This window comes from Hydrogenophaga sp. IBVHS1 (genome assembly GCF_002127265.1).
GTDB lineage: Bacteria > Pseudomonadota > Gammaproteobacteria > Burkholderiales > Burkholderiaceae_C > Hydrogenophaga.
Genome location: NZ_NFUU01000001.1, coordinates 35136 through 60588 on the forward strand (window position 1 = coordinate 35136; position 25453 = coordinate 60588).

Consider the following 25453-nt stretch of genomic DNA (forward strand, 5'->3'; position numbering starts at 1 on the left):
ACAGTCAGAAACGGGGCAGTTCCGGGTGAGAAATGGCCCCGGCGCGGACCAGCATGCGACCGTATTCAGCACAACGTTGCAGCGTGGGAATGACCTTGCCGGGGTTCAGTAGCCCTTTGGTATCAAACGCCCGCTTCACCCCGAACATCTGCTCGTTTTCCTCCGCGGAGAACTGAACGCACATGCTGTTGAGTTTTTCCACACCCACACCGTGCTCGCCAGTGACGGTTCCGCCCATGGCCACACTGGTCTCCAGGATGTCGGCGCCAAACAGTTCACAGCGGCGCAACTGGTCTGCGTCGTTGGCGTCGAAAAGAATCAACGGGTGCAGGTTGCCATCGCCCGCGTGGAACACGTTCGCGCACCGCAGACCGTACTTTTTCTCCATCTCGGCAATGGCGAGCAGGATGTCGGCCAGGCGTTTGCGCGGGATCGTCGAATCCATGCACATGTAATCGGGGCTGATGCGACCGCTCGCCGGAAATGCATTCTTGCGGCCGCTCCAGAAGCGAAGGCGCTCGGCCTCGTCGCGGCTGACGGCAATGGCGGTGGCGCCGCACCCGCGCAGCACCGCGCTCATGCGGTCGATTTCCTCGGCGACTTCCTCGGGCGTGCCGTCGCTCTCGCAAAGCAGGATCGCCTGTGCGTCGAGGTCGTAGCCGGCATGCACGAAGTCCTCCACCGCAGCGGTCATGGGTTTGTCCATCATTTCCAGTCCGGCCGGGATGATGCCAGCGGCAATCACCGAGGCCACGGCGTCCCCTGCCTTGCGGATGTCGTCGAAGCTGGCCATGATGCAGCGCGCCAGCTGCGGCCTGGGCACCAGCTTGACGGTGACTTCGGTGGTCACGGCGAGCATGCCTTCGCTGCCGATCACCAGCGGCAACAAGTCCAGGCCGGGCCCGTCGAGCGTGTCGCCGCCGAAGGTGACCGGCGCACCTTCGACCGTAAAACCGCGCACGGCCAGCACGTTGTGCAGCGTCAATCCGTACTTGAGGCAGTGCACGCCGCCGGAGTTTTCGGCCACATTGCCGCCGATGGTGCAGGCGATCTGGCTGCTCGGATCGGGCGCGTAGTACAGGCCATGCGGCGCCGCCGCTTCCGAGATGGCCAGGTTGCGCACGCCCGCCTGCACCACGGCCGTGCGGGCGCGCGCGTCGATGCGCAGGATGCGGTTGAATTTCGCCAGTGAGAGCGTGACGCCCTGGGTGTGCGGCATGGCGCCACCGGAAAGGCCGGTGCCCGCACCGCGCGCCACCACCGGCACCTCCAGCCGGTGGCATGCCTTGAGCACCGCTGCCACCTGAGCTTCTGTTTCGGGCAGTGCCACCACCAGCGGACGAGCGCGGTAGGCAGTAAGGCCGTCGCATTCGTAGGGCACGGTGTCTTCGGCCTGCCAGAGCAACGCGTGCGCGGGCAGCACCGCCTGCAGCGCGCGCACCACCTCGGCCTGACGCGCCGCGCGCTGGACCTGGCTGATCTCGGGGACTGAGGTAGGGGCGTTCATGGCAGGGGAGAGGTAAAAAGCTCGGGCCAGTTTATGCCAACGGTGCGCGCCCGGTTTGAAGAAACTTGCAGCGTCGTGTGAACAACGGCGACGGCCGGCCTCTTGAAATCCGTCGGCCCCGACATCAATTTCTGTTCGTGCCAGGCGCGGTCTGCGCCCGATGGCATCCCAACCCATTTTCAGGAGTCTTGCCATGAACAGTCTGATTGCACGCCGCGGGTTTCTCGATGACTTCTTCAAGGAGGTCGGACCCGGTTTTTACGTCAAACCCCTGCACGGCGACGCACTGCCCACGCAGATCCGCATCGATGTGAAGGAAACTCCAGACGCCTACGCCGTGGAGGCCGAAGTGCCGGGCGTGGCGCGTGAAGACATCCAGGTCACGGTCGATGGCGGCGTCGTCACGCTGCGGGCGGAAGTGAAGCAGCAGGACCGCCAGACCGATGGCGAGCGGGTGCTGCGCAGCGAGCGCTTCTATGGCGCTGTCACGCGCAGCTTCCAGTTGCCGCAGGACATCGACAACTCGGCTTCGCGCGCGAAATACGAAAACGGTGTGCTGCAGCTCACCTTGCCGAAGAAGGCGGCCTCGACCAGCCAGCGCCTCACGATCGAGTGAAGCCGTTCATTCAGGGCGGATGCTGACCAGCTCGAACACCTCGTCCACCAGGAAGAGGGTGAGGCCGGCACCGCCTCGGCTTTTGACATCGAAACGCACCACGCGCCCGATTTCGGGCGCGTACCACGCGTTCGCCTCGTAGCTGCCTCCGGAGGCCATGGCGCTGAAGCCCCGGCGGGTGAAGCCCTTGAAGGTCACGCGCACGATGGCCAGTTCGCGCTCGCCCACACGCACAGTGGATTCCTCTGCGGCTCGGGCTGTCAGTTCCATTTCCGTGAACTTGTCGAGGCCGGGTACCTTGTAGTTCAGCTGCCATGTCGCGCCTGGCTGGGGGGTCTTGCTGATCCAGCCGCCCGGCGGCATGGCCAGATCGTATTCGCCACCGATCGGATTTCCGCGCGTGATCACCTCGCCGTTGGCGCGCTCCACGCGGGTGCCCTGGTTGTAGATGCGGGTATCCCCTTCGGTCCGGTCGAGCTTGTAGATCACTGTCTGGCTGTTGCCGGTGCTCCGGTCGCGCAGCTTGTACTCGAACACGCGGTCGCCGGTGGGGGCTGCAGCGGCGGCGGTGGCGCTGGCCAGGGTGGTGGCCTTGGCGCGCTCCTGCCGCGCCGTCAGGGCGGCCTGCGCGCGCGCGGGCACTTCGCCGATCCACGTCGCTGGCAGCGCGAAGTTCAGGTTCTGGCCTTCCTTGATGTAGAAGGTGGTGATGCCGATGAGCCGGCCTTGTGCGTCGAACAGGCCGCCGCCACTGGAGCCGGCCGAAATGGGCACGGTGATCTGAAGGGCGGTGAAATCGTTGGTGTCGCTGCGCCGGATGCCGGAGAGCAGGCCGTCGCTGATGGTGGTCTCCAGGCCGCGCGGGTTGCCGATCGCGTAGACCCGCGAGCCCACGCGCAGGCTGTCCGCCGGCGCCATGGTGACCGCCGGGGCATTGAAGTTCATGACCTTGAGCTGGCACAGGTCGCGCTCGGTGTCGGGGTGTTCCAGCGTGGCGCCATACGTGACGTTCTCTCGCGAGACCGTTACCCGCTTGGCGCGCGTCAGCACATGGCAATTGGTGATGAGCGACCCCGCGCCGATCACCACCGCGCTGCCCTTGGCCATGAGCCGGTCCGAATCGTCGTGCGCGTTCACCACCCACACGCTGGGCGCGACGCGTTCAAAGAGCACCTCCGGCGCCAGAGCGGCGGATGGCTGCGCCTGAGCCCAGGCGCTAGCGAGTATCAGGCTGGTGGCCAGCAGTGTGTGGCGTGACATGGTGTGTTCCTTTCAGCGAGCGGGCAGCAGGCCGCTCAGATCGTCCAGCGTCACCTTGCCGGGCGGTGCAGCGCGTCCGGGTGCAGGGCCCGACGGTATCGCGGCATCGGCCTGGCGATTGCGCGCCTGGCCGGCGACCAGGGGCACCGAGCCGGTGTAGGCCAGCGAGGCGAGTTGCGGCACGGCAGTGGCGGGGGGTTGAAGCGTCAGCCGGGGCTGGCCCACGAACAGGCCCAGAGCAAGGCCGAACTGGACGTACACCGTGGCACCCTCGGTGAGCTCCAGCTCGGCGGTGGTGCGGACCTCGGTGCTGGCCGAAAGGGTGTAGCGGCCAGCGGCGCGGTCGACAAAGAAAAAGCCCTCGGGCTGCGCCTTGCCGATCAATTCACCGTTGAGCCTCACCTCGGGCTGCACGGCAGCGCCCGCGCCGGCGGCGCGGTACACCAGCACGCGGCCGTAGCCGGGCCGCAGGCTGGGAAAATTCGACTCGACCTCGGCGTAACGCGGGCCTGTGGCCGCACAGCCCGTCAACACCACCATGGCCGCTGCCAGCAGCAGCCACCGGATACCTTGAAACATGCTCATCTCCCCTCGGTATGGAGCGATGAGAATGTAACACCATGTTACGTGCTTGTGTGCGGTCAGCCCCGGCCGGTGAGATTCAGCGCACGCTGGCCCGCAGCCATTCTGCAAAGGCCGCGCATTCCCACCGGTCCATGGTGCCGGTGCGCCAGCACAGGTGGTGCGCATGCGGGCTTGGCACGCGGCGTTCGTAGAGCGGCACGAGCGTGCCGTGCTCCAGCCAGGGCGACGCGAGTTTCAGCCTCACCAGGGCCACGCCCATGCCGGCTGCGGCCGCGTCGCACATGAGCCCGATGTCGTTGAACTGCGAACCTTCGGTGGGCTCGGGCCAGTCCAGGTCGTGCGCGGCGAACCAGGTGCGCCAGGGCTCCAGCGGGCTGCGAAGCAGGGGCACGCCTTCGAGGTCTTGCGCCGTGCCGAAAGGCCCGTGCTCGCGAGCGAACGACGGCGAGGCCAGTGGCGTGATCTCGTCCTTCATCAGGCAGACGTGTTCCACGTCGGCGTAGCGGCCGGTGCCGAAGCGCACCATCAGGTCGGCGTCTTCGGCCACCACGTCGAGCAGCGGGATGCTGACCTGCAGCGTGAGGTCAATCTCGGGATAACTTTCGATGAACTGCTTGAGCCGCGGCAGCAGGATGGAGCGCGCGAACGTGGGCGTGACCGCGACGCGCAACTTGCGCCTTCCCGGCGCGGCGGCCTGGCTGGGAAAACGCTGCAGCGATGCCAGGCCCTCACGCACATGCGCCAGGTACTCGCTGCCCTCGGTGGTGAGCGAAAAGTCGGCCCGCCCAAAGAGCTTGGTGCCCAGAATCTGCTCGAGCTGCCGCACCCGGTGGCTGACTGCGCTGGGCGTGACGTTGAGTTCCTCGCCCGTCTGTGTGACGCTGCGCAACCGCGCCAGCGCCTCGAAGGTCAGGAGACACTGGATGGGCGGGATGCGGATGGTCACTTGAAGACGACCGTCTTGTGGCCGTTGAGCAGCACCCGATGTTCACTGTGCCATTTCACCGCGCGCGCCAGAACCTGGCTCTCGGTGTCGCGGCCCCGGGCGGTGAGATCTTCCACCGTGTCGGTGTGGTCTACGCGGGCCACATCCTGTTCGATGATCGGGCCTTCGTCCAGGTCGGCGGTGACGTAGTGAGCGGTGGCGCCGATCAGCTTCACGCCACGGTCGTGCGCCTGGTAGTAGGGCCTGGCGCCCTTGAAGCTGGGCAGGAAGCTGTGGTGGATGTTGATCGCCTTGCCTGCGAGCTCACCGCACAGCTCGTTGCTCAGAATCTGCATGTAGCGCGCCAGCACCACCAGCTCTGCGCCTTCGCCGCGGATGATCTCCAGCTGCTTTGCCTCGGCCTGCGCGCGGTTGGCCGCCGTCACGGGAATGTGATGAAAGGGGACGTTGTAGCTGGCCGCGAGCTGGTAGAAGTCGCGGTGGTTGCTCACGATGGCGCGGATGTCCAGCGGCAGCAGGCCGCTTTTCCAGCGGAACATCAGGTCATTCAGGCAGTGGCCTTCCTTGCTCACGAAGATCACCGTGCGCACGGGTTCGGCCAGCGTGTGCAGGCTCCATTGCATGGCGAAGGTGTCGGCGAACACGCGCAGGTGCACCCTCAGGTCATCCTGCGTGAGCTGGCTGCAGGCGAACTGAACGCGCATGAAGAACAGGCCCGTGTCGTGGTCGTTGTACTGGGCAGCTTCTTCGATGTTGCCGCCGTGTTCGTACAGGAACCCCGAGACCGCGTGCACGATGCCGGGGCGGTCCTGGCAGGACAAGGTGAGGACGTAGGTGTTTTTCATGACGGCGTATTCTCGCAGCAGCCCTGGTGGGTCTTGCGCTCACGGCTTCAGTGGTGCCCTGTGCGCCATCGATGTGGTGCCACAATCCCGCCGTTGAAAACTTTTGTTTGAGGAGACTTGGCCATGGCCTACAACGAGCTTCGCATGGACAACCAGTGGTTGCCTTTCACCCCCAACCGGGCGTTCCAGAAAGACCCGCGCATTTTTGTGGCGGCCGAAGGCATGCACTTCACCACGCACGACGGCCGGCAGGTGATCGACGGCATCTCCAGCCTGTGGTGTGTGGGCGCAGGTCACAACCGCAAGCCTATCAACGAAGCCATCAAGAAGCAGCTGGACACGCTGGACTACGCCACGGCGTTCAGCGTGAGCAACGACAAGGCGTTCCGCGCCGCCGAGATGATCGCCCGCATGGCGCCGGGCGACCTGAACAAGGTGCTGTTCTGCAATTCGGGATCGGAGGCCGCCGACACCTCGATGAAGGTGGCGCTGGCCTACCACCGCGCACGCGGCGAAGGCCACCGCAACCTGTTCATCGGCCGCGAGCGCGGTTACCACGGTGTGGGCTTCGGCGGCATGAGCGTGGGCGGCATTCCCGCCAACCGCAAGGTCTACGGCACCAGCCTGCTGCCGCGCGTGGACCACCTGCGCTTCATTCACGACCCCGTGCGCCACGCCTACGTGCACAACACCGAACCGGTCTGGGACGAAGACCTGCTGCTCGAACTTGAGAACCGCATTCTGCCGCTGCACGACCCCAGCAACGTGGCCGCTGTCATCGTGGAGCCGGTGGCTGGCAGCGCGGGCTGGTACGTGCCGCCGCAGGGTTACCTGAAGCGCCTGCGCGAGATCTGCGACAAGCACGGCATCCTGCTGATTTTCGACGAGGTCATCACCGGCTTCGGCCGCCTGGGCACCGCGTTTGCTTCAGACCACTATGGCGTGCAGCCCGACATGCTGAACTTCGCCAAGGCGGTGACCAACGGCGTCATCCCGCTCGGCGGCGTGGTCTGCACCGACCGCATCTACAACGCCATGATGGGCGCGCACGGCAGCGCGCCCGATCACGCCATCGAGTTCTTCCACGGCTACACCTATTCCGGGCACCCTGTGGCCTGCGCGGCCGCCATCGCCACGCTCGACCTGTTCCGCGAAGAGAAGCTGTTCGAGCGCGCCGGCGAGATGGGCCCGGTGCTGGGCGACGCCATGCACAGCGCGCTGAAAGGCTTGCCCAATGTGATCGGCATCCGCAGCTACGGCCTGGCTGCCGCCGTGGAGCTGGCGCCCCTGGCCGGCCTGCCGGGCAAGCGCGCCTTCGATGTGTTCATGGACTGCTACCACCGGGGCGTGTTGGTGCGCAACGCGGGCGACAACCTGGTGTTCGCGCCGCCCTTCATCGTGGAGCGCGCGCAGATTGAAATGATGGTCGGCACGCTGGCCGATGCAATAAAGCGGGTGGCCTGAGCGAGGCTCAGCGCGCTGGCATGCGCTGCCGCAGCTCGACGCAGTGGTCGCGCGGCGGCAGTGCGGGTGTGCGCCATACCGCATCGGCGGGCTGACCGCTGAACTTCGCTTCGCCGGCCTGGGCCATCAACACCTGGTGCTTGAGATCGGAAGGCAGGTACAGCGGTACCCCCAGGTCGCGCCGCACGTGGCCATTGCCTGCCACCAGCACCACGGTCTTGCCTGGCCCGGCCCGCTGCACCGCGCTCTCCAGTGTCTGCGCCATGGCGCGGTCTCGCGCGAGCTGGATTCGCGCCATCGGGGCGATCTGGCTTTCGGGCAACAAACCGCAGTGGCCGTCGCGAATCGCTTCGCGCTGCTGACGCACCGCCTCTGCACCAATCAGGCCATCGAGCGCCGCCTCACCCATGGCTTCGCGCATCCGGCTGCGCGGCAGGTTGCCGCCCACCACCGGCGCACCGGAGCGCACCGCGGCCATCACCACCGGCCCATAGGCGGCCCAGGGCCAGCCGCCGTCGGGTGTCCAGTTCAGGGCCTCACGCACCATTTCTTCACTGGCATCGTTTGGCAGGCCAGCGGTGCCGCGACCTTGCTCGGCCATCTCCATCACCACACCGCCGAGCCGGCCGCGCGCGGCGAGCGCCAGCACCACATCGCGCTGCAGCGCCTGGTGTTCCATGGCATCGTGCTGTTCGCCGATCAGCAGGGCCTGCGTGGGCAACACCCGGTCGAGCAGAGCGGGCACGGACCCGGGTGAAGGGTTGGTTGCGCAGGCGCACAGGAGTGAGGCGGTGAGTGCGATGAGGACAGCGGCTCGACAGGTCATGCGTGGATACTACGGGCTCTATTGCCCCTTTGCGGTGCCACCCCCGCTTGTTCCTGCGTGCTCCTCCCGTCTGCTTTTGGCCCGAGTTCGTGGCCGCGCGTTCTGCTGACCCTACTGCTTGCTCTGGCCGCCGCTTTGCTGTGCCGCTGGCTGAACACGCCCATCCCCTGGATGATCGGCCCGCTGGTGGCGACTTCGCTGGTGTCCATGCTGGGCGCGCGCACCGAGAGCTGGACGCCGCTGCGCAATGCGGGCCAGTGGGTGATTGGCGCGGCACTGGGCCTTTACTTCACCCCCGAGGTGGGCGCACTGGTGGCCAGCCTGTGGTGGGCCATTGCGCTGGGCATTGTGTGGGCGCTTCTGCTGGGCCTGGGGTTTGGCGCCTGCCTTGCCCGTTGGCACGCCGGCCACCTCGCCTCACTCTCCCCCGCCCAGTTGCGCAGCACCACCTATTTCGCGGGCGCCATCGGCGGCGCCTCCGAGATGACGCTCATCGCCGAACGCCAGGGCGCCAGAACCGACCTGGTGGCTGCGTCGCACAGCCTGCGCGTGCTGATGGTGACATTGACCATTCCCTTCGCCATGCAGTTCTGGGGCTTGAGCGGGCTGGACACCCTGCCCCCGAGCATCCGCGAAGTGCAACCGCCGGGCCTTCTGGGCCTGGCGGCGTTGACGCTGGCAGGCGCGTTGCTGATGCAACGCCTCGGCCGCGCCAATCCCTGGTTCATGGGCGCGCTGGTGACTGCGATGGCGGTCACGCTGTGCGGCTTCACGCTGTCGGCGATCCCCCAAAGCTGGTCCAACGCGGCCCAACTGGTGATTGGCGTGAGCCTGGGTGTGCGTTTCACGCCCGCTTTCGTGCACACCGCGCCCCGCTGGCTCGCCACGGTGGCCTTTGCCACCCTCGCCATGATGCTGATGTGCGCCGGTTTCGCTTGGGTGCTGGCGGCGCTCACCGGCCTGCACCCCGCCACCCTGGTGCTGGGCACGGCACCTGGCGGAATCGCCGAGATGGCCATCACCGCCAAAGTGCTGCAACTCGGGGTGCCGGTGGTCACCGCGTTCCAGGTGTGTCGCCTCGTGGCCGTGCTCATGCTGGCCGAACCGGTGTACCGGCTGTGGGTGGCCAAGCGTCCGGCATGAGCCCCGGCTGGGCGCGATTCAGTGGCGGAACTTGCCGTCGCGCGCCACGAGGGCCAGGTCCACCAACGTCATCCCGGTGTGTTCCCCTTCGCGGTAGCGAATGCGAACGCCTTCAATGTCCAGGTCGGCGTTGCGCAGGCCCGCCACGAAAGTCTCACGCGTGGGGGTGGGACCGGCGCGGCGCAGGGCCTCGACCAGAGCCCGTCCAGTGAGGTAGCCCTCCAGGCTACCGTAAGAAAAAGGCTGGCTGGGCTTGAGGCGGGCATAAGCCTCTTGGTAGGCGCGCGTGATGCCGCTTTTTCGCTCCCAGGGGTTGGGCATCACTTGCGCAAAAATCATGCCCCGGCCCAGTTCGCCCAGGTGGTTGGCCAACTGGGTCGACCCTGAATTCACGCCGTAGAAGTTGGTCTTGATGCCCAGCGCATGGACCTGGCGGATCAGTTTTTCATACACGCCGATGCCGCCGTGGTTGAACACCATCTGTACTTTCTGGCTTTGAACGCGACGCGCCAGTGCATCAATTCCGGCTGCATCGATGTCGGCCCTGAAAGAGAGGTCGGCCGCCAGGTCCATGTCGAGTTCCTTGGCAATTCGCTGCACATTCGCCAGATGTTGCAAGCCGGTGGGCGAATCGGAGCGCAGGAACGCCACACGCCGCATGCCCACGCTGCGCGCCTGGCTTATCAAGGCGCGAAATTCAGCCTGGTGTTCTGCGCGCACTGGAAATACGAGGGGCTGGTGCGGCAGGCGCAGGCTGGGCGAACCCGCCATGGGGCCGAACAGCGGCACCTTGCTGTCGACCGCGACTTTCATGACCGCTGAGGAAGGTCCACCCTCAATCGGGCCGAACAGGATGAACACCTTCTCTTGCGCGATGAGTCGCCGCGCGTTGTCCTCCGCCTGGGCCGCCTTGTTGTCGTCGTCCAGCACGACCAGGGCAATCTGGCGACCCGCCACGCCACCCGAGCGATTGACCTGTTCAAGCGCGGCCTGCACGCCTTCGATCACGGCCACCCCGTAGTCGTTGGCGCCTCCCTGCAAAGTCAGTGTCTGACCGATGAGCAGCCGCTGAGGCGACACACCGTCTTCGGCGGAGGCGCTGATGGCCAGGGAGATGGCGAGAGCCCCCAGCCACGGCCGGAGCCACCGTCTTCCCGTGCCATTTTTTTTTCGCATGCGTCCTCCATTGCTGGTTGGCGCAAATTTTGCCGGGCCCACCTTGAGCCAGGCTGACAGGAATGGCTCCCGAAAAAAAGAAAGCCGCCGCGCATGGCGCGACGGCTTTCTGCCGATCAGAAAGTTCGTGAGCGAAATCGCCTCAGTGCATCACGACCGGCATTTGCGCCAATGTGGCGTAGCCCTCGAGCGTGTCTTCCACTTCCTCTTGTGAGGGGGTGCTGTTCTGCCAGGCGGTGATCTGGATCTGGAACATCTCGGCCCAGGAGCCGTCGAGGTAGACCTCCTTGCCCGAGCGCTTGTCCACGATCTCGAAACCGTGGCGCGGAATCTGCGGGCCATCGGCCACTTCGTTTTCACCCTCTGCGGTGGCGTTGGCGAGAATGTGGACCACAGCGAAGGCATCCGAGTCGTAAAGCATGTGCATGACTGAAATTCCTTGAAATGAAAAACCTGCGTTCCAGATGTCCTTATATCGGCAAAAAACGTCCTGGCATGTAGGTCTGAGGCTCTTTACATGGCAACGTTCATGCCAACTTCAAGTTATGTGTCCTTTTAAGCACATTTTTTCTGCGCATCATGGCTTCTGGCTGAGCTGCTGATCCGCCATGTCGCCGTTGGCCTGCGTCACCTTCAGGCGCACCGGGAGGTGGTTCAGATCGGGAGCGAGCCACATTTCTACCGTGCTGTCGAATTCCTTGCGGGGCTGGCGCACCAGATGGCGCACGCGCAGCTCACCTGCGGGCAAGACCAGCGTGCTTTCTTCGCCCACCTTGAAGCGCCAGATCTCTGCGTCGCCCGTGCCTGCCACCTGCATGTCGATGATGTCTCCGCTCGCATAGGCCTGCGGGCGGGCCTGCAGCAGGCCTGCGATCTGCAGGAACAAGCTCAGCCGGTCCTGGGCACCGGGCAACAACTCGGCCTCGGGCGTGTTGGCACTGAAGCGAATGCGGTTCTGTTCTCGCTCGAAATGCGCCGCACGTTCGCTGCGGCCCTTGTCGGCAAAACGCTCGGGCATCAGGCCTGCCGGCCCGACCCCGCCGGTGCTGGTTTGCACACGGCTGCCGAGCAATGGCATGCGCATTTCCATGCGGGCGCTGTAGCGCTCGCCACCGAGTTCCCAGTCGAGCGTGCCGGTGGCGTTGTAGTTGAAGCCCTTGATCTGCCCGGCGACCACGTAGTGCAGACGGGTGCTCGCTGGAGGCTGGGCGGGGGGCAACGGCTTGCCGGCGGGTGCCTTTGCGGGCTGCACGGGCTCGACGGGCTCGGGCAAGGCCGGGCTGGGTTCGACGGCCGCCGCCTGCGCAAGTACGGTGCTGGGCTCGGTGCTGGGTGCCACTGCTACGGCTTCCTCCATGGGCGGCGACGCGGTCTCTGGCTCTGCTGCGGGCGTGGGAGCAGGCGCAGGCAAAGGCGCCTTCACGCGGGGCGCAAGGGGCTTGGCAGCAGCCACCGGCACAGACGCCTTGGCCGGCGGTGGCGAAACCACCTGCTGCCGAGATATGAGGCCGGGCGCGGCGGCCGTCTCGCGCACGATCCAGCGCACCTGACTCATGCGCACCGGCGAGCTACTGCCCTCTTCCCCGGACACATCGGGCATTTCGCGGGCTGCATTTACCGACGGTGTTTCGGCGCCTGGCGTGAAGGCGCTGGACGCCGTGAATCCCGGCAGCGCACCCGTCAGCAGCCACAAATGCAGCGCCAGCACACACAGACCGATCCACAGCAGGGCGGGCCAGCGTGGCGCGGTTTTGGAGCTGGTTTGAGCTTGGGGCACGTCAGGTATGGCCCAGGTCGGCGCTGAGCTGGCGGGCGCAGCGCAAAAGGGCGGTGGCGGGCGGGCCTTCCCACTCGGTGTCCAGCGTGGCTACCGAACCGAGCACCACCAGGCCCAGCGCCAGGCGGCCCTGGGCGTCGAAAACCGGGGCGCAAAAGCCCCCCACACCGGGCAGCAGGCTGTGCACCACGCGGGCCAGGCCACGGCGGCGCGTTTCCTCAAATACTGCCTGTACCTCGGCCGCATTGCGGGGCACGTCCACCAGAGGCAGCCCACTGCGGGGCAAGTTCTTCAGTTGGACAAGTTCTGCTGCCACCATGGGCTCGATGCGCTCCTTGTCACGCCCCTGATCTCCCATGAAAGCAGCAAAACAGCGCCCTGTGGCCGAAGTGAGCAGTGGCATCACATCACCCAGACGCAGTGTCACCGGCACCGATTGAGGGGCTTCCACCCAGTGCACCATGGTGGGGCCCTGGTTGCCCCACACAGCGATGGCCAGCGTGTGGCCGGTCTCGTTGAGCAGGCCGTCGATGCGTTCGCGGGCCAGTCTCACGGCGTCGATGCGGGCGAGGCTGGCCAGCCCCAGGCGCAACGCCGCAGGGCCGAGGTCGTACCGGGTACTCAGCGGGTCCTGAATCACCAGGCCCATGCGCTGAAAACTCACCAGATAGCGGTGCGCCTTGGCCGCGCTCATGCCGGCGGCGGCGGCCAGGTCGCGCAGCATCAGAGCGCCCGGAGCCTCGGAAAGCGCGTTCAGCAGTTCAAAACCCACCTCCACCGACTGGATGCCGGCGCGCAAGGGCTCGGCTTCGTTCAGCAGAAGGTCGGAAACCAGGGGAGTGGTTGTGTCAGCGGGCATGGTCAGATGGAGCACAGGGGTTGGACGACAGGTCGGTCATCAGGTTCCGATGCTCTAGAATCCGACCTTTACGAATAGGTTAACTGATTTCACTATCCGTAACGACTGGGTGTGCAGCGCCCGGGCATCGAGGGGCAGAATCGTCCCGTTCAACCAATCCGGCAGAAGGAGACAGGCATGAAACTCGCCACTTACAAAGATGGCTCGCGAGATGGACAACTGGTGGTGGTGTCCCGCGACCTGAGCACGGCGCATTATGCGACCGGCATCGCGCAAAAGATGCAGCAGGTGCTGGATGACTGGAACTTCATCAGCCCGCAATTGCACGACCTTTACGTCACGCTCAACCAGGGCAAGGCGCGGCATGCGTTTCCCTTTGATCCGGCGCAATGCATGGCGCCGTTGCCGCGCGCCTACCAGTGGGCCGATGGTTCGGCCTACATCAACCATGTGGAGCTGGTGCGCGCTGCGCGCAGCAGCGACGTGCCCGACTCTTTCTACACCGATCCACTCATGTACCAGGGTGGCAGCGACGACTTCATCGGACCGTGCGACGACGTGGTGGTGCCCAGCGAAGACTTTGGCATCGACTTCGAGGCCGAGATTGCCGTGGTGACCGGGGACGTGCCGATGAGCGCCTCGCCCGAGCAGGCGCTGGACGGCATCCGCCTGCTGATGCTGGCCAACGACGTCTCGCTGCGCAACCTGATCCCGGCCGAACTGGCCAAGGGGTTTGGCTTCTTCCAGAGCAAGCCGGCCACCGCGTTCAGCCCGGTGGCGGTCACGCCCGATGAACTCGGCGACGCCTGGCAGGGAGGCCGCGTGCACCTCACCCTGAACTCCACCTGGAACGGTCGCAAGGTCGGCATGTGCGAAGCCGGCCCCGAGATGACATTTCACTTTGGGCAGCTGATTGCCCACATCGGCAAGACGCGCAATGTGCGCGCCGGCTCCATCGTGGGCAGCGGCACCGTGAGCAACAAAGGCGTGGAAGTCAACGGCCGCAAGGAATGGCCCAAGGGCTACAGCTGCATTGCCGAAAAGCGCGCGATCGAAACCATCCTCGATGGCAAGCCTTCCACCGAGTTCATGAAGTTCGGCGACACGATTCGCATCGAGATGAAGGGCAAGGACGGTCAGTCGATCTTCGGCGCGATTGAACAGAAGATCGCTGCTCAGGCCGCGTAAACCTGCTCCAGCGAAGCGAATCCTTTCACCTCGATCGGGTTGCCGAAAGGGTCGCAGAAGAACATCGTCCACTGCTCGCCTGGCTGGCCTTCGAAGCGCGCCTGTGGCGGCAGGATGAAGGCCACGCCCGCTGCCTGCAGCCTCGCTGCGAGCGCCTTCCATTCCGGCAGCAAGAGCACCAGCCCGAAGTGCGGCATGGGCACGAGGTGCTCGCCCACATGGCCGGTGCGCGCCGTGCTGAAAGGCTCACCCAGGTGCAGTGAGATCTGGTGGCTGAAAAAATCGAAGTCCACCCAGGTGGAGGTGCTGCGGCCTTCGGCGCAGCCGAGCACGCCACCGTAGAAGCGGCGCGCCTCCTCCAGATCGGTCACGTTGAACGCGAAGTGGAACAGGCTTCGGGTGGAGAGGGTGGAGCTCTGGGTCGTCATGGCGCAGAGCATACCGACCGCGCCGATGTTTCAGCCTTTTTCCAGATCCTTTTCCTGGGCGGTCTGGCAATCCACGCAGCGCATGGCGGTGGGGTTGGCATGCAGCCGTGCGGTCGGGATGGACACGCCGCATTCCACACACAAGCCGTAGCTGCCATCGGCGATGCGTTGCAAGGCGGCGTCGATGGCGACCAGATCGGCCGACTCGCGTTCTTCCAGCGCAAACGCCACATCCCGTTGTGCATCCGCGCTGGCCTGGTCGTCGCTGGCAGCGCCCAAGGCATCGGCCGCGCTTTCTGCGCGGCTCACCGCACCGCCGCGCTGGCTCCGCAGTTGTTCTACGGTCTGGCTGCGCAGGGCAACCAGCTGGGTCTTGAAGGTGTCGGACAAAGGGGTGTTCATGTTCATCTCCTGATCGGGTTGCCTCATCGTGCGCTCTTGTGTCGGGCGCTGGCTTGACGCAGGTCAAGCACAATGGCCAGACGGTCATGCGGCATGACGCAGGCCCTCCCTCAACACCTCATCGGAGACCCGCATGACCCCCGTCGACTACAGCCGCTACCAGACCCTTGCCATCACTCGACGCGGCCCCAGCGTGGGCGGCGTGCCGTCCGTGCTAGACATCCAGATGCGCGCCGATGGTCCCGGGGGCAACGGCAAGCTGCCCACCGCCGGCCACGAAGGCCACTGGGAGCTCAGCGAGATCTGGCGCGACGTGGGCCGCGACGACAGCGTGCGCTGTGCCGTGCTGCGAGGCAGTGGCATGGGCTTCTCGGGGGGCGGTGACCTCGCGCTGGTGCAGGACATGGCGTCCGATTTCGAGGTGCGCACGCGCGTGTGGAAAGAAGCGCGTGACCTGGTCTACAACGTGATCAACTGCGACAAGCCGATCGTGAGCGCGATGCACGGCCCGGCCGTGGGTGCGGGTCTGGTGGCCGGCCTGCTGGCCGACATTTCCATCGCGGCGAAATCCGCCAAGATCGTCGATGGTCACACGCGCCTGGGCGTGGCCGCTGGCGACCACGCGGCCATCGTCTGGCCGCTGCTGTGCGGGCTGGCCAAGGCCAAGTACTACCTCATGCTGTGCGATCCCATCAGCGGCGAAGAAGCCGAGCGCATCGGCCTGGTCTCCCTGGCGGTGGACGACGCGGTCTTGCTGGAGAAGGCCTTTGAAGTGGCCGACCGGCTGGCCAGCGGAAGCCAGACCGCGATCCGCTGGACCAAGTACTCGCTCAACAACTGGCTGCGCCAGGCGGGCCCCGCGTTCGACACCTCGCTGGCGCTTGAATTCATGGGCTTTGCAGGCCCCGATGTGCGCGAAGGTGTGGCATCCTTGCGTGAGCGCCGTGCACCCCGCTACGGCGTGGACGATTGACCAGGAGACTTCCATGAGCGACGCCCCCAGCAGCGGTTTCGGCAAGTTCGTTCCCGGCTTCGAGTTCCTGCAGAACCTCGCGGGCCAGGCGGCCGGCGGGGTGGCGCAAGGCATCAGCCAGAACATCCCGCAACTGCCCAATCTTGGCCACTGGGTGGCGCCCACCTTCAACGTGGAAGACCTTGAGAAACGCATCGAGGAACTCAAGGCGGTGCACTTCTGGCTCGACCAGAATTCCAAAGCGCTGGGCGCCACCATTCAGGCGCTCGAGGTGCAGAAGATGACGCTCTCGACCCTGAAGTCGATGAACTTCAGCATGGGCGACGTGGCCAACGCGCTCAAGATCAAGGCCGCCGACACGCTGGCTGGCTTCACCGGATCTGCCGCCCCGGCGGCCCCCTCGCAGTTCGCGGGGCTTGAGATTCCGCCGCGCACGTTTGGCAAGCCCGAGGCCGATGCAGAGACCGATGAAGAGGCCGAAGATGAGGTGGAAGCGCCGCCGCCGCCCGCACCGACCCGACGCAAGGCTCGGCCGGCGAGCAAGGCCGCAGCGGTCGGCACACCCGCCGGTGGTGTGGTGGACCCGGTGCAGTGGTGGGGCGCCCTGTCTCAGCAGTTTCAGCAGATTGCCAGCAACGCCATGAAAGACGCGGCGAAACAAACGGCACTCGACACCACCCGCCAGGTCGCCAGTGGCCTGACCGGCCAGGCCATGAAGACCGCCAGCGGCGTGGCCGGCAAGGTCACGCGCAACCTCACCGACACCGTGGCGCGCAACGTGGGCATGGCCGCTGGCATGGGGCGTGCTGCCGCCAAAGCGGTGAGCGGCACGCGTGCCTCCCCGGCACCGGCGCGCAAGGCGGTGGCGAAAAAGGCCGCACCGAAGAAGCCGGCCAGTCGCAAACGCTGACGTCATGAAACTCTTTCCCTATGCGCATGCCACGCACCCGCAGTGGCGCATGGCCGCCGCTCTGGTGCTGGCGCAGTTGCGCGCACAGATGGCCTTGCCCGACTTCGCGTCCGCGCCGTCCCTCGCCGTGCTCTACATCACCGATCACTACGCCGACGAGGCTCAGGCGATCCTGGAGCATCTCAGCGCCGAGTTGCCCGAGGTCACCGACTGGACGGGGACGGTGGGCCTGGGCATTTCGTCCAACAACGTGGAGTACTTCGACGAGCCCGCGCTGTGCGTGATGCTGTGCGATCTCAGCCCCGACCAGTACCGCGTGTTCAGCGGCGTGGCGCCGTTGCTGGCCAGCGGACGCGCTGCCGGCGCTCATGGCTTCGAGGCTCACACCGCGCTGTTGCACGCCGATGCCCGCACCCCGGAGCTGGCCGAGCTCATCGTCGAAGTGGCCGACCGCACGCGCAGTGGCTACGTGTTTGGCGGGCTGGCCGGCAGCCGCGGCACCAGCGTGCAATTCTCGCTCGGCAGCGCTGGCAACCTCAGCGGACACGGCGCGGCCACTGGCGTGTATTTCGGCGGCTTGAGTGGTGTCGCCTTCGGGCCCGACGTGGGCCTGGTCTCGCGGGTCACGCAAGGCGCGCAACCGGTCGATCGCGAGCGCACCGTGACCGCAGCGGACGGCAACCTCGTGCTTGAACTCAATGGAGAGCCAGCGCTCGATGTGCTGCTGCGCGAGCGGGTGATTGCGCTCGACAAACCTGATCAGGCCATGCCCCGCCTGCGCGCCACGCTGGTGGGCCTCACGCACGCTGAGTCCGAGACCGCACATGACGAAGCGCTCGCGCCTTCGACGGTGGACACGTCGCGCATGCGCGGTCAGTTCGGCACCGAGGTGATGGTGCGCCACCTGATCGGCCTCGACCCCGGTCGGCGTGGCATTGCCATCGCCGACGTGGTGCCGGTGGGCACGCGCCTGGCTTTCTGCGAACGCAATGCGCAGGCCGCGCGCGCCGACCTCATCCGCGTGTGTGCCGAGGTGCGCGAGGAACTCGAGCCCGCGGAAATGGGCATGAGCACGGCCAGCGCGCTTGGCGGCAACGAACCCGATGCCTTGCCGCATCCAGCGCGGCGCATCGCCGGCGCCATCTATGTGAGCTGTGCGGGTCGTGGTGGTCCGCATTTCGGCAGCCCCAGCGCCGAGCTGCAGACCGTGCGACGGGCCCTGGGTGATGTGCCCCTGGTGGGCTACTTTGCTGGCGGCGAGATCGCCCACCACCGGCTGTACGGCTACACCGGCGTGCTGACGGTGTTCACGATGCCGTCGGCGACAGGCTGAGGCGGCCCAGCCCCACGCCGCGAGCCCGGGCGCGCCGCAGCAAGAAGATGACGATGCCCACGTTGAGCAGGTTGAACCCGATGCCGTTGACGAAAGCCGCCTGGTAGGAACCGGTCAGGTCAAAGATCGCGCCCGACATCCAGCCGCCCAGGGCCATGCCGAGCAGTGTGGCCATGAGCACGGTGCCGGTGCGCACGCCGGCCTGCACCGGCGAGAAGTGTTCGCGAATGATCAGCGCGTAGCTCGGCACGATGCCGCCCTGAAACAGGCCGAACATGCCCGAGATCAGGTAGAGCGGCACCAGGCCGTCGAACGGCAGGAACATCAGCAGCGCAATGCCTTGCAGCACCGAGCCCAGCAGCAGCGTGCGCAAGCCGCCGATGCGGTCCGAGATCCAGCCCGAGATGAGCCGGCTCGCCACTCCCATGCCCAGCATGATCGAGAGCATTTCCGCGCCGCGCGCCGCGCCAAAGCCGAGGTCGGTGCAGTAGGCCACGATGTGCACCTGCGGCATCGACATGGCCACGCAGCAGGAGACGCCAGCCACGCACAGCAGGGCTTGCAGGGTGCCGGGCGACAGTCCGAGTGGGCGTTCGCCCGCACTCGCCACGGATGGCACTGTGCCGACGGGAACGGGCTCGGCACCGGCGAGTGCGGGCGGTGGCCGTCGCAGCACGAGGGCGAGCGGCAGCATCACCACCAGGCAGACCACCCCGATGGTGAAGTAGGCCTGGCGCCAGCCGCCGTTCTCGATGAAGTGCTGCACCACCGGGGGCCAGATCGCACCGGCCACATAGTTGCCGCTCATGCAGATGGCCAGCGCAATGCCGCGTCGGCGCGTGAACCAGCGCGAGGTGTCGGCCACCAGTGGCGCGAAGGTGGCGGAGGTGCCGAGCAGCCCGATCAACAAACCTTGCGCGAGCGTGAATTGCCACAAGCTGGTGGCCGCGCCGGCGGCAATGAAGCCCAGCCCCAGGCCCACGGCGCCGCCGATCACGGGCACCATCACGCCAAAGCGGTCCGAGAGTTTCCCCATGAGGATGCCGCCCACGCCGAAGCCGATCATGGTCAGCGTGTAGGGGAACGATGCGGCGCCCCGGTCGATGCCGAAATCGGCCTGGATGCGGGGCAGCACCACGGTGACCGAGTACATGCCCGCGCCACCCAGCGTCATGAGCGCCAGCGACACCGCCAGCCGCCACCACGCATACGGCGATTCGGCTTCGGCGGGCAGACGGGTCATGCGAGTCAGGGCCTGGCGGTGAGCTTGCTGCGCGCGCGCTCCAGCGTGCGTCGGGCGTCTTGCGCCGGCATGCCGTACATGTCGGCAAACGCCTCGATGGTCTGGCCGCTGGACTCGAATGCGCGAAGCAGCGCGGCGTCGCGCGCGGCGCGACCCGTGGCGTCGGCCAACGCCAGCCGGGTGATCTCGTTGACCACCTCGTCGCGGCTTTGCGTGGCTGTGGCGTAGGCCTCTTCACCCAGGCCAGAAGCCTCGAACGCCTGCGCAATGCGCTGACGCAGCTTGGGCACCAGGTCTTCGGGTGTGCGGCCCTGGCGGCGGCGGAACACTTCCACCAGCGCGTGGTGCACCTGTTCGGGCGTGAGCGCCTCGACCGGCTCACCAGCGAGGTCGTGGCGCTGCTGGCCTGAGGCCACCACCGTGAGATACCGGCTGGAGCGCGTGTGCAAAGCCAGAGCCGCCTTCAGGCTCTCGGCCTCCAGCACGCCCGGCTGCGCATCGAGCAGGTCTTGAAAGATCCCGCGCTTCAGTGGCTTGAGCTGTTCGCCGAACAGCGCCGGGTAGAGCTGCGCGAGCTGATCGAGCACGGGGTGCTGGCGCTGGGCGGGTTGGCGGGCCTGTTGCGGCGGTTGACCGGTCGGCGCGCGACGGCGGCGATCGGGGCGGCGTGCCGCCGGGGCGGGAGCCGTTGGGGTGGTGTGGTCGTTCATGGAAGCCTGGGACGAAAGCCCGTCATCATGCCAGCGTCCGCAGCACCGGCAAGCAGGGTGAACCCCGTCAACGCCGCAGCTGGCTGAATGCTTCGAACTCCCAGCTGCGCATGGCCAGCACCAGCGTGTAACCCTCACGGTCTTTTGCGGCCAGTTTCTGGTCGGTCTGGTGCTGCTGGGCAAAGTCTTGTGCCACGCGCTGCAGGCGCTCCAGAAACATGGGCGCCAGGGTGCGGCTGACCGAACCGTGGACCAGCATCAGGCCTTCGCCACTGCCGTCGAAGCCGCCCGAAAAATAGTCCAGCACGGCGTGATCGCGGAAGTAGTTCATCACCGGACCGTGCGGGCGCCAGCGAAAGGTCTTGGCCAGTTTGAGGCGGTAGCGGTTGAGCGGGCGCAGCTCGATGATGCCGATGCGGTCGAGCTGCGCCAGGCACTTCACACACTCGGCCTCGCTCAGGCGGTACGCGGTGGTGATCTGCTCCAGCGTCCACTGGCTGAGCACGCAGATCGCCACCAGCAGCAGCTTCTTGTCGGCCACCACCGCGCGCTCCTGCTCCTGCGTCATCTCGCGCAACAGGGGCTGCGCGTCGGCCACACGGCGGGCCAGATCGGCGAAGTCCAGCTTGAGCGCACGGCAGATCGCATCCACCCGGGAGAGCGACATGTCGCCCTTGGCCAGCATGCGCTTCACGCTCGATTCGGCCATGCCCATGGCCTGCGCGAGGTCGGCATAGGTCATTTGCGCGGACTTCAGTTCCTTCTTCACGGCAAGCACGAGGTCGGTGGTGGTGCTCATGGGGGCTCCTGTGGCGTCTGTTGAACTGGGTACTGAAAAACAATACCTGAAATAGAAAAGGAGTCGACTGTATAGGAAATCGATGCTGTTGAAAGGGCGGCCGCCAGACACTGCGGCCACCTCAACTCTGGTGTTTCCTCATGACCTCTCTCTCCCCGTCCCGCCCCCGGCTGCATCTCATCGGCGGGGTGTTGCTGGTGCTCTGGCTGCTGGCTTTGTTGATCGGGCCAGAACTGCTCCAGGCGGCCGGGTTCGCGTTCAACCCGCATGGCCACACGCAGCTGCATGCCCACGGCCACCCCTTTGCCGATGCGCGGGTGCTCTGGGGCTTGCCGAACGCCATGGACGTGCTGAGCAACCTGCCGCTGGCGGTGGCGGGCGTGGCGGGTCTGTGGGCCATGTCATCGCATCGCGTGTCTCTGGAAACGGGTTGGGCATTGCGGGTTTTGTTCTTCGGTCTGCTGCTCTCCGGGCTGGGCTCCGCGTGGTACCACTCCATGCCCAGCCCTTCGGGCCTGGTGCTGGACCGCATCGGCATGGCGGTCGCGTTTGCCGGTGCCTTGTCGCTGGCCGTGGCCGAGCGGGTGGGGCCACGCCCCGCTGCTGCGGTGCTGGGCCTCACCCTGTTGACGGCGCTGGTGTCGGCCGTGCTGCCGCTCACGCACTCCAACGTGTTGCCCTGGGCCGTGGTGCAGTTCGGCGGTGTGGCGCTCATCGTCTGGGCCGCGTGCCTGCGCCCGGTAGCGGGTGCCATCGGCGTGCGCCTGGGCGCGCTGATCGCGCTCTACGCGCTGGCCAAGGCGCTGGAGATGGGCGACGCCGCCGTGTTCCAGGCCACTGGCGAATGGATTTCCGGTCACAGCCTGAAGCACGTGGCGGCAGCGCTGGCGGCCTGGCCGGTGCTCGTCGCCATCCAGCGCCTGCCGCTACGGCAGAATCCAGCGGCACGGCGCTGAACCCAACCACAACTCAACCACAGCCCGACAGGAGGAGACCCCATGTCTGCAACCCCATCCAGCCACGAAGGTGGCCAGTTTGCACTGCTCCGGCAGCGCCGTTTCGCCCCGTTTTTCTGGACCCAGTTCCTCGGCGCAGCCAACGACAACCTGTTCAAGTTCGCCTTCACGGTGATGGTGACCTACCAGCTGCAGGTCGCCTGGCTGCCGCCTTCGCTGGCCGGCCTGGTGATCGGCGCGCTGTTCATCCTGCCCTTTCTGCTGTTCTCGGCCACAAGTGGGCAACTGGCCGACAAGTACGACAAGAAAACACTCATCGTCTTCGTCAAGCGGCTCGAAATCCTCATCATGGCGCTGGCCGCGTGGTCGTTCTTCTCGGCCAACATTCCGCTGCTGCTGGTCTGCACCTTTCTGATGGGCCTGCATTCCACGCTGTTCGGCCCGGTGAAGTTCGCCTACCTGCCGCACCACCTGGGCGAGCGCGAACTCACCGGTGGCAACGGCATGGTGGAGATGGGCACCTTCGTGGCCATCCTGCTGGGCAACCTGGCGGGTGGATTGATCATCGCCGTGCCTGAAATCGGCGCGCACCACGTCGGCTTCAGCTGCGTGGCGCTCGCCCTGCTGGGTCGCGCCATGTCGCACTATGTGCCGGCCACGCCCGCCACCGACCCGGGCCTCCAGATCAACTGGAACCCGTTCACCGAAACCTGGCGCAACCTGAAGTTGGCGCACGGCAACACCGTGGTGTTTCGTTCGGTGCTTGGCATCAGCTGGATGTGGTTCTTCGGCGCGGTGTTCCTGAGCCAGTTCCCCAGCTTCGCCAAAGAAGTGCTGCACGGCAACGAGCAGGTGGCTTCGCTGCTGCTGATCGTGTTCTCCATCGGCATCGGCACCGGTTCGCTGCTGTGCGAAGTGCTGTCTCGCCGGCATGTTGAGATCGGCCTGGTGCCGCTGGGCGCCATCGGCATGAGCATCTTTTCGATCGATCTCTACTTTGCCTCGCGCGGTCTGCCGCCTGCGGGCAGCCTCGGTGTGGCCGAGTTCCTGGCGGAGCCGGCCCACTGGCGTGTGCTGGCCGACCTGACCTTGCTCAGCCTGTTCGCCGGCCTGTACAGCGTGCCCATGTACGCGCTGATTCAAATGCGCAGCCAGCCCACGCACCGCGCACGCATCATCGCCGCCAACAACATCCTCAACGCGCTCTTCATGATCGCCAGCGCGGTGATTGCCGGTGCGTTGCTCAAGGCCGGCTTCACCATTCCGCAGATGTTCCTGCTGGTCGGGCTGGCCAACGCGGTGGTGGCGTTCTACATCTTCATGCTGGTGCCCGAATACCTGTTGCGCTTCGTGGCATGGATCGCTTCGCGCCTCGTGTACCGCTTCCGGGTCACGGGCGACGCTCAGATTCCCACCGAAGGCGCGGCCGTGATCGTGTGCAACCACGTGAGCTTTGTCGACGCCGTGTTGCTCATGGCCGCGAGCCCGCGGCCGATCCGCTTCCTCATGGACCACCGCATCTTCAAGGTGCCGGTGCTTGGCGGTTTGTTCCGCCTGGCCAAGGCGATTCCCATTGCACCGCAGAAGGACGACCCAGCGGCCTACGAAGCCGCGTTCGGGGCCGCCACTGCCGCGCTGCGCGAAGGCGAACTGCTGGCCATATTTCCCGAAGGCGGCATCACGCGCGACGGCCAGCTGCAGCCCTTCAAGGGCGGTGTGATGAAGATCCTGGAACTCGCTGCACGCGAGGGCATGCACCCGCCGGTGATTCCCATGGGCCTCACCAACCTCTGGGGCTCGTTCTTCAGTCGCGTGGAAGAGCGCGACGGCGAGCGCGTGGCCATGGTGCGGCCGTTCCGCCGGGGTTTGTTCAACCGGGTGGGCCTCAACGTCGGAGCACCCGTGTCGCCAGGCTCGGTGTCGCCCGAGCTGCTGCAACAGCGGGTGGGCGCGCTGCTGGTCTGAGGCGGGCTTTCAGGAGAGGGTGGAGGCTTGGTGGACCGTCCAGTTCGCCAGCCCGCCTTCCAGACTGAACGCCTGGGCGTGGCCGCGGTGCCGCAATGCGCGTGCGGCCAGTGTGCTGCGGTTGCCGCTGCGGCAGAAAAAAACCACCGGCAGGTCGGCGGGCAATGGGAGCCCATCGGGCAGGTGGTTCAGCAAGCTGGACAAGGGAACCTGCTCGCACGCAAACCCCGCACCCAGTGCCGGTTCGTCGGACACGCCATGTTCACTGGTCTCACGCACGTCCACCAGCAAGGGCCTGGGTTGGGCCAGCATCAAGGCATGGAGGCGTGATGCACTCAGCCCCACGTCGACCAGTGAGGGTGTGGCACGCAGCGTGGCTCCACAGGCCCGGATGCGCGCACAGGCCTCGTCGATGAATTCGGCGCCATCCGCCGCACCGAATGACAGGCGAACGGCTGCCGTCGCCTGCCAGGCTGGAAGCCCCATGGCCTCCAGCACTTCGCTGGGCTGCGCCTGGGCAGAGCCACAGGCCGACCCTCCGCTGACGCGGAGCCCCGCAGAATCGAACACGTCCAGCAGCAGACTGGAACGCAGGCCCGGCACGGCGAAGTTCAGGGTGGTGGGCAGGCACAGCTCGGCAGGTGCGTTGAACACCAGGCCGGGGAAGGCCTCCTGCAGTGCGCAGGCGAGGCGTTGGCGATGGGCTTGCAGCGTTGCCTCGGCGTGGAAAGTCTGGCCGTCCTCCAGCGCGTCCAGCACGGCGCCGAGCGCGGCGATGCCCGCCATGTTCTCGGTGCCGGCGCGCAGCGCGCCTTCCTGGCCGCCGCCCGTGAGCAGGGGCGTGAAGGGTGCACCTTCGCGCACATACAGCAGGCCCACGCCCTTGGGCGCATAGAGCTTATGGCCCGAAAACGGCGCGTAGTGAATGCGCCGCTCGGCCAGTTTCAGGTCCAGCTTGCCCAGGGCCTGCACGCTGTCCACCGTCCACAGGGCTTTGCTGGTGCCCAGGGCGGCCTCGATGCCGTCGAGGTCGCTGACCACGCCGGTCTCATTGTTCGCAGCCATGGTGCAGACCAGCCCGGCGCGGGGTGCGTGTTCGGCGAGCCAGGCCAGATCGTGGCGGCCGTCGCAGCCCACGGGAATGGGCAGGATGGGAAAGTCCAGCCCCAGCAGTTGATTCCAGTGCTTCAGCGCCGCTGGCACGGCCTTGTGTTCGGTGGCGCCGTAGAGCAGCAGCGAAGGCGCATTCGCGTCAGCGTCGCGCCGCCCGCGCAGCTCCACGAGCGCGGACAGCACGGCGGTCTGGATGCCCTCCGTCGCTCCGCTGGTGAACAACATCTGTCCCGTCGGCACATCCAGCACGCGGTGTGCGCTGGCCCGCACGCGTTCCAGCATGGCGCGCGCCCGAAGGCCGCTGACGTGGATGCTGCTCGGGTTGCCAAAGGTTTCGGCCATCACAGCCAGTGCCGTCGCGCGCGCCTGCGGCAGGACCGGTGTGGTGGCATTGGCGTCGAGGTAAATATCCATCCTGAATCCCTGGTG

At 66.4% G+C, this 25453-nt stretch carries 25 protein-coding genes; 9 read left to right on the forward strand and 16 right to left on the reverse strand.

What is annotated here, in order from left to right; all coding sequences use genetic code 11:
* Positions 1-4: 4 nt before the first annotated feature.
* Complete coding sequence (locus tag CAP37_RS00150) at positions 5-1507, reverse strand: FAD-linked oxidase C-terminal domain-containing protein (RefSeq protein ID WP_086122295.1); 1503 nt, start codon at positions 1505-1507, stop codon at positions 5-7.
* A 193-nt stretch (positions 1508-1700) separates the two neighbouring features.
* Between CAP37_RS00150 and CAP37_RS00155 the strand changes: the two genes are divergently transcribed.
* Positions 1701-2123: an Hsp20/alpha crystallin family protein gene (locus CAP37_RS00155; RefSeq protein WP_086122296.1), complete on the forward strand. Its 423-nt coding sequence runs from the start codon at positions 1701-1703 to the stop codon at positions 2121-2123.
* 6 nt (positions 2124-2129) lie between these two features.
* On the opposite strand, the gene CAP37_RS00160 is transcribed toward CAP37_RS00155, so the two are convergent.
* From CAP37_RS00160 to purU, 4 genes are all read right to left on the reverse strand, one after another.
* Entirely contained in the window at positions 2130-3383 is a 1254-nt protein-coding gene (locus tag CAP37_RS00160) for a S1C family serine protease (protein ID WP_086122297.1), read from the reverse strand.
* A gap of 12 nt (positions 3384-3395) precedes the next feature.
* Complete coding sequence (locus CAP37_RS00165; protein ID WP_256926838.1) at positions 3396-3962, reverse strand: DUF2846 domain-containing protein; 567 nt, start codon at positions 3960-3962, stop codon at positions 3396-3398.
* 82 nt (positions 3963-4044) lie between these two features.
* Positions 4045-4914 (reverse strand): LysR substrate-binding domain-containing protein, encoded by an 870-nt coding sequence (locus CAP37_RS00170; protein ID WP_086122299.1) that lies wholly within the window; start codon positions 4912-4914, stop codon positions 4045-4047.
* Positions 4911-5759: a formyltetrahydrofolate deformylase gene (purU, locus tag CAP37_RS00175; RefSeq protein WP_086122300.1), complete on the reverse strand. Its 849-nt coding sequence runs from the start codon at positions 5757-5759 to the stop codon at positions 4911-4913. Before purU ends, CAP37_RS00170 begins: the two co-directional genes overlap by 4 nt.
* Positions 5760-5882: 123 nt before the next feature.
* On the opposite strand from purU, the gene CAP37_RS00180 reads away from it, so the two are divergent.
* Positions 5883-7223: an aspartate aminotransferase family protein gene (locus tag CAP37_RS00180; RefSeq protein ID WP_086122301.1), complete on the forward strand. Its 1341-nt coding sequence runs from the start codon at positions 5883-5885 to the stop codon at positions 7221-7223.
* 7 nt (positions 7224-7230) lie between these two features.
* Here CAP37_RS00180 and CAP37_RS00185 read toward each other — a convergent pair whose 3' ends face one another.
* Entirely contained in the window at positions 7231-7968 is a 738-nt protein-coding gene (locus tag CAP37_RS00185; RefSeq protein ID WP_256926839.1) for a ChaN family lipoprotein, read from the reverse strand.
* A gap of 138 nt (positions 7969-8106) precedes the next feature.
* On the opposite strand from CAP37_RS00185, the gene CAP37_RS00190 reads away from it, so the two are divergent.
* Complete coding sequence (locus CAP37_RS00190) at positions 8107-9192, forward strand: AbrB family transcriptional regulator (RefSeq protein WP_086122303.1); 1086 nt, start codon at positions 8107-8109, stop codon at positions 9190-9192.
* Positions 9193-9210: 18 nt separating this feature from the next.
* On the opposite strand, the gene CAP37_RS00195 is transcribed toward CAP37_RS00190, so the two are convergent.
* The 4 genes from CAP37_RS00195 to CAP37_RS00210 all read right to left on the reverse strand — a co-directional run bounded on the left by CAP37_RS00195 (position 9211) and on the right by CAP37_RS00210 (position 13004).
* The gene (locus CAP37_RS00195) at positions 9211-10368 is read right to left on the reverse strand and encodes an ABC transporter substrate-binding protein (protein ID WP_086122304.1); all 1158 of its coding nucleotides are present in this window, start codon (positions 10366-10368) and stop codon (positions 9211-9213) included.
* Positions 10369-10510: 142 nt separating this feature from the next.
* Positions 10511-10795: a DUF3567 domain-containing protein gene (locus tag CAP37_RS00200; RefSeq protein ID WP_086122305.1), complete on the reverse strand. Its 285-nt coding sequence runs from the start codon at positions 10793-10795 to the stop codon at positions 10511-10513.
* A gap of 150 nt (positions 10796-10945) precedes the next feature.
* Complete coding sequence (locus CAP37_RS00205) at positions 10946-12145, reverse strand: DUF3108 domain-containing protein (RefSeq protein WP_086122306.1); 1200 nt, start codon at positions 12143-12145, stop codon at positions 10946-10948.
* Position 12146: 1 nt separating this feature from the next.
* Positions 12147-13004: an IclR family transcriptional regulator gene (locus tag CAP37_RS00210; protein WP_086122307.1), complete on the reverse strand. Its 858-nt coding sequence runs from the start codon at positions 13002-13004 to the stop codon at positions 12147-12149.
* A 177-nt stretch (positions 13005-13181) separates the two neighbouring features.
* On the opposite strand from CAP37_RS00210, the gene CAP37_RS00215 reads away from it, so the two are divergent.
* Positions 13182-14192 carry a fumarylacetoacetate hydrolase family protein gene (locus CAP37_RS00215; protein WP_086122308.1) on the forward strand — a complete coding sequence of 337 codons (1011 nt, stop codon included), beginning with the start codon at positions 13182-13184 and terminating at the stop codon, positions 14190-14192.
* Here CAP37_RS00215 and CAP37_RS00220 read toward each other — a convergent pair.
* A complete protein-coding gene (locus CAP37_RS00220) occupies positions 14180-14620 on the reverse strand; it encodes a VOC family protein (protein WP_086124742.1) in 441 nt (146 codons plus the stop codon). The two genes, CAP37_RS00215 and CAP37_RS00220, sit on opposite strands and share 13 nt — an antisense overlap.
* 30 nt (positions 14621-14650) lie before the next feature.
* Positions 14651-15022: a TraR/DksA family transcriptional regulator gene (locus tag CAP37_RS00225; RefSeq protein WP_086122309.1), complete on the reverse strand. Its 372-nt coding sequence runs from the start codon at positions 15020-15022 to the stop codon at positions 14651-14653.
* A gap of 133 nt (positions 15023-15155) precedes the next feature.
* Here CAP37_RS00225 and CAP37_RS00230 point away from each other — a divergent pair, with 133 nt between their 5' ends.
* The 3 genes from CAP37_RS00230 to CAP37_RS00240 are packed head-to-tail and all read left to right on the forward strand — an operon-like array spanning position 15156 to position 18238.
* Positions 15156-15995 (forward strand): enoyl-CoA hydratase/isomerase family protein, encoded by an 840-nt coding sequence (locus CAP37_RS00230; RefSeq protein WP_086122310.1) that lies wholly within the window; start codon positions 15156-15158, stop codon positions 15993-15995.
* Between the two features lie 13 nt (positions 15996-16008).
* Complete coding sequence (locus CAP37_RS00235; protein WP_086122311.1) at positions 16009-16905, forward strand: PhaM family polyhydroxyalkanoate granule multifunctional regulatory protein; 897 nt, start codon at positions 16009-16011, stop codon at positions 16903-16905.
* Between the two features lie 4 nt (positions 16906-16909).
* On the forward strand, positions 16910-18238 hold the full coding sequence (locus tag CAP37_RS00240) for an FIST N-terminal domain-containing protein (RefSeq protein ID WP_086122312.1): 1329 nt from the start codon (positions 16910-16912) through the stop codon (positions 18236-18238).
* Here the strand turns inward: CAP37_RS00240 and CAP37_RS00245 are convergent.
* From CAP37_RS00245 to CAP37_RS00255, 3 genes are all read right to left on the reverse strand, one after another.
* Positions 18213-19481 (reverse strand): MFS transporter, encoded by a 1269-nt coding sequence (locus CAP37_RS00245; RefSeq protein WP_086122313.1) that lies wholly within the window; start codon positions 19479-19481, stop codon positions 18213-18215. The two genes, CAP37_RS00240 and CAP37_RS00245, sit on opposite strands and share 26 nt — an antisense overlap.
* Before the next feature lie 5 nt (positions 19482-19486).
* Positions 19487-20191: a ProQ/FinO family protein gene (locus CAP37_RS00250; protein WP_086122314.1), complete on the reverse strand. Its 705-nt coding sequence runs from the start codon at positions 20189-20191 to the stop codon at positions 19487-19489.
* A gap of 67 nt (positions 20192-20258) precedes the next feature.
* Positions 20259-20990, reverse strand: a complete 732-nt coding sequence (locus tag CAP37_RS00255; RefSeq protein ID WP_086122315.1) for a helix-turn-helix transcriptional regulator — start codon at positions 20988-20990, stop codon at positions 20259-20261.
* Positions 20991-21130: 140 nt separating this feature from the next.
* On the opposite strand from CAP37_RS00255, the gene CAP37_RS00260 reads away from it, so the two are divergent.
* The gene (locus CAP37_RS00260; protein WP_086122316.1) at positions 21131-21946 is read left to right on the forward strand and encodes a hypothetical protein; all 816 of its coding nucleotides are present in this window, start codon (positions 21131-21133) and stop codon (positions 21944-21946) included.
* A gap of 42 nt (positions 21947-21988) precedes the next feature.
* Positions 21989-23911 (forward strand): MFS transporter, encoded by a 1923-nt coding sequence (locus tag CAP37_RS00265; RefSeq protein ID WP_086122317.1) that lies wholly within the window; start codon positions 21989-21991, stop codon positions 23909-23911.
* A 9-nt stretch (positions 23912-23920) separates the two neighbouring features.
* Here the strand turns inward: CAP37_RS00265 and CAP37_RS00270 are convergent, their stop codons facing one another.
* Positions 23921-25438: an aminotransferase class V-fold PLP-dependent enzyme gene (locus CAP37_RS00270; protein WP_086122318.1), complete on the reverse strand. Its 1518-nt coding sequence runs from the start codon at positions 25436-25438 to the stop codon at positions 23921-23923.
* Positions 25439-25453: the final 15 nt, after the last annotated feature.